Source organism: Protofrankia sp. CiP1_Cm_nod3 (assembly GCF_982290655.1).
In genome coordinates, this window is the sequence record NZ_CEVIVD010000269.1 from 1 (window position 1) to 3,159 (window position 3,159).

Genomic DNA, 3,159 nt, shown 5'->3' on the forward strand with positions numbered 1-3,159 from the left:
GCCCGTCGTCCTTCACGCCGACCACCGCATACTGCGGTTCATCGGTTCATCGGTTCATTACTCATGTAACTAACTATGGAGGCTGGCGGCCGGTCTGCCAAGCTCCAAGCCGGGAAGTTAAGAATCTTGTGGTCGGTGTCGAGCGCCTGCATGGTCAGCATGCAAGGGCATAGGTTGCGGGGCCGGTCTTGTGGATCAGGCCGCGATGGGCCCACTGGGACATCTGGACGCGGAAGCTGTTGATGTTCGTGACGCCGAGGCGGCGGGCGACGTCGCGGGCGTGCCAGGATCTGCCGGGGTGGCTGCTGAGTACAGCGAGCATGAGCGTCACCCGGCCGCCGGGGTCCTCGACAACGTGGCCGTCGTCCGCACCTTTGTCCTCGCTGTCGGGTTCCCACGTCGCGCTGTGGATCGGCTCGTTGGCTTCATCGGTTGCTGGCGGTTTGGCGTGCTTCATGGTGGCGGCAGGACTGGTCCGGTCGTGGATGGTGGTCTCGATGGCGGCCACGGGGGTGCTGGTCCGGGGCCGGGCCTGGCCCTTGCAGGAGTGGTAGCGCGAGATGGGGGACTTGACCTTACGGGCGCTGATACGCGGGCGGCGGGCGGCGGGCGGGGAGCAGGTTCGCAAGAACGGTGCGGCCGATCGTGCCGACCCGGTGCGGCTGCTCGGGAATGATCTCGGCGGCGATGACGACTTGGTTGCGAGCGGTTTCCAGGGCGATGGTGCAGCTGGCGCGGTCCGGGTCGGTGTCCGGACAGGACTCGGCGGCCTCGACCATGGCGGTGCGCAGCGCCTGGTAGAGGGCGAGGGTGGTCCACGGTTCTTGCTCGATGCCGAACTGGTCGCTTGAGCGCAGGACCCGTCCGGCCATCAGCGTGGAGCGTAGGGCGAAAAACGCCGACTCGATCTCCCATCGTTCTTGGTAGAGGCGGATGAGCTGGCCAGCGGGGTCGGTAACGGGATCGAAGAGGGTGGTGGCCAGGCGGTAGCGTCCGCCGATGCGGGTGCCGTCCGCGAGGACGCAAACCAGGTCGGCTTCGATGATGCGTACCGTCAGGTCACCGAAACGCGAGAGGTAGGAGCCGTCACTCAGGGGGTGCAGGAGAGGGGGCGGCGGGTGGACATGCATCGGGCCAGGAACTGCGCACCGGTGGCGGCGACCTTGGTCAGGAAGGTGTTGCTGTCGAAGCCCCGGTCGATCAGCACCAGGTAGCGGGCGTGACCTGTGGTTTCCTGTCGGCCGGTTGGTGGTGGAGGGGAGTTTTTCACTCGCTGTGCTGGGCGGTGGGGTCTGATGGCGGGCGCGGCGGTAAGGCGGACATCGCGTCTTCTGCTTCTGCCGGCCCTCATGACCTGCCACCGATGCGATGGGTGTTCAAGTCGGTGGGGCGACTCGGCCACTACGCACACCCTTACCCGGCACACGCGCCTCCCCATCCTCCGCCCAGCGTGGTGTTGAGAGCAGTGACCGGCTTGTGGCTACACGAGAGAGTCGCGTGACTGAAGTAGTCGCAGTGCGGCGAGCGCGTCCGCGAGCGGGATGCGTTCCTGCTCGAGGCGTCGGTGCCGTGTCCAGGTGGGGTCGGTGAGGGCACCGTACATGGCGCGTTCGTCGGCGGTCAGGTGCGGTACGTCGCGGCGTCTGCCGGGGCCGAGTGGTGTGCCGCGGCGGTCGAGTGAGGTACCGAATCGCTCGTACCGTTCGAACGTCACCATGTCCATGAGCATCGAGACGGCAGGGACGCCGTCGGTTCGAAAACCGTCGAGGATTTCAAAGCCGGCTGCGTCGATGTCACCCCAGTAGACGAGCAGCGGCGCGGTGACCAGCCATGGGAGGGCGGCGGCCGCGGCGCCGCCGAATCCGCCTCCTTCTACACACACGCCGCCGGGCACCGGCGGGAACGCGACAGCGGTGTCCTTGTTCTCCGAGATGACGACCACCTGTGGCTCATACGCCAGCGGGACGCGATCGCCGATGCTGATGCAGTCATGGTGCCGGCCACCAGCCGCGCGGTGGTGTGGATCGAGGTAGGTGAGGTGGAGGCGTGCCGGGTGCGCTGGCGCGACTGGCAGCATGTCCAGACCGGCGAGTGCGGCGACGAGGTGCTGGCGCGTGTTGAGCCACTTGGCGTGCATGCCGGGCACAGGCACCTGCCGCGGTGTCAGGCCGGTGGCGTCGTTGTTGCGGAACCACTCCGCGGCGTCGCACAGCAGGGCGAAGTCGGTGTCGGTCCAGTCGTCGACCTCGCGCAGCATGCGCGGCAGGTCCGCTGGTGGCCCGAATCGCTCGACGAGCGTCGCGGCGCGGCTCCTGCCCCGTGCGAGCCGTGTGGTCCAGTCATGGCCGCACAGCGCTACGGCTGCGTCGATGTTCTCCACCCGCAGATGGGTGGGGATGGCCTGAACAGTGCCGTGGACCCGGCGGGTCGCGTCGATGAGATCGACGCCGCGTCCGGCGTGGCTGGTGTGCCACTGCCGCCAGGCGAGCACCTGGCCCTGGTAGGTGGCGAAGTGCTGTTCGAGTTCTGCCCTGTTCGGCGTTCCGAGGGGGAACGAGTGGGGCCATGCCGGCGAGTCGTGAACCCCTGACGTGTGCCCGTCGGCTTGGGTGCTCCCGCGGAGCGCGGTGTGGCAGGCTGCCTGCGGCCAGCTGCGGCGTAGCCGGGCGATCACCTCGGTAACGACGCGCTCTGGTGTCTTCACTGGTGCGACCCTGCCGGGTTTGTCCCGCTGGCTGGGGTCTCGTCGTCGATGGCACGCAACTGGGTTACGTGCGAGCGGCCTGTGGGGGATTTGGTGACGGTGAGGATGAGCGGCATGGTGGGCTCGAGCGCGGTCACCTTGTCCAGCGGAGCGCTGACGATCAGCTGGAATCCGAGTTTCTTCCACGCCTGTACCGACCGGCCGGCGAACTCGGAGTCGGACTTGATGAAGCCCTCGTCGAGGAACACCGGGGCGAAGCGTGGCCGGCGGTCCTCATCACCGAGTTGGTAGCGCAGCGCGGCGCCGACAACGAACGCCATCAGCTCCTGTGTCTCGCCACCGCTTTTGCCGCCGAGGGACGCGTATGTGGCGAGCTCGCGGCCGTGAACGTCGACGCGGACCGCGGTGATCTCCACATGCCGGCGTACGTCGAGGTACACGTCGCGGCTGACGCC

At 67.7% G+C, this 3,159-nt stretch carries 5 protein-coding genes; all 5 read right to left on the minus strand.

Annotation, left to right across the window (positions count from 1 at the left end; translation table 11 throughout):
• Window positions 1-154 precede the first annotated feature (154 nt).
• Entirely contained in the window at window positions 155-508 is a 354-nt protein-coding gene (locus tag AC5LUJ_RS24075) for a hypothetical protein (protein ID WP_493465851.1), read from the minus strand.
• Between the two features lie 67 nt (window positions 509-575).
• The gene (locus AC5LUJ_RS24080) at window positions 576-1,130 is read right to left on the minus strand and encodes a hypothetical protein (protein WP_493465852.1); all 555 of its coding nucleotides are present in this window, start codon (window positions 1,128-1,130) and stop codon (window positions 576-578) included.
• The gene (locus AC5LUJ_RS24085; RefSeq protein WP_250282330.1) at window positions 1,091-1,270 is read right to left on the minus strand and encodes a hypothetical protein; all 180 of its coding nucleotides are present in this window, start codon (window positions 1,268-1,270) and stop codon (window positions 1,091-1,093) included. The genes AC5LUJ_RS24080 and AC5LUJ_RS24085 overlap by 40 nt, the downstream gene beginning before the upstream one ends.
• A 210-nt stretch (window positions 1,271-1,480) precedes the next feature.
• Entirely contained in the window at window positions 1,481-2,704 is a 1,224-nt protein-coding gene (locus AC5LUJ_RS24090) for a Wadjet anti-phage system protein JetD domain-containing protein (RefSeq protein ID WP_250282328.1), read from the minus strand.
• Window positions 2,701-3,159: SbcC/MukB-like Walker B domain-containing protein (locus AC5LUJ_RS24095; protein ID WP_493465853.1), on the minus strand; the 459-nt coding region annotated here is incomplete at its 5' end. The genes AC5LUJ_RS24095 and AC5LUJ_RS24090, both read right to left, overlap by 4 nt.

Excerpts from the sequence above, each read along its gene's own strand:
- AC5LUJ_RS24080 (WP_493465852.1), bottom strand. The coding sequence starts at position 1,130 with ATGCATGTCCACCCGCCGCCCCCTCTCCTGCACCCCCTGAGTGACGGC.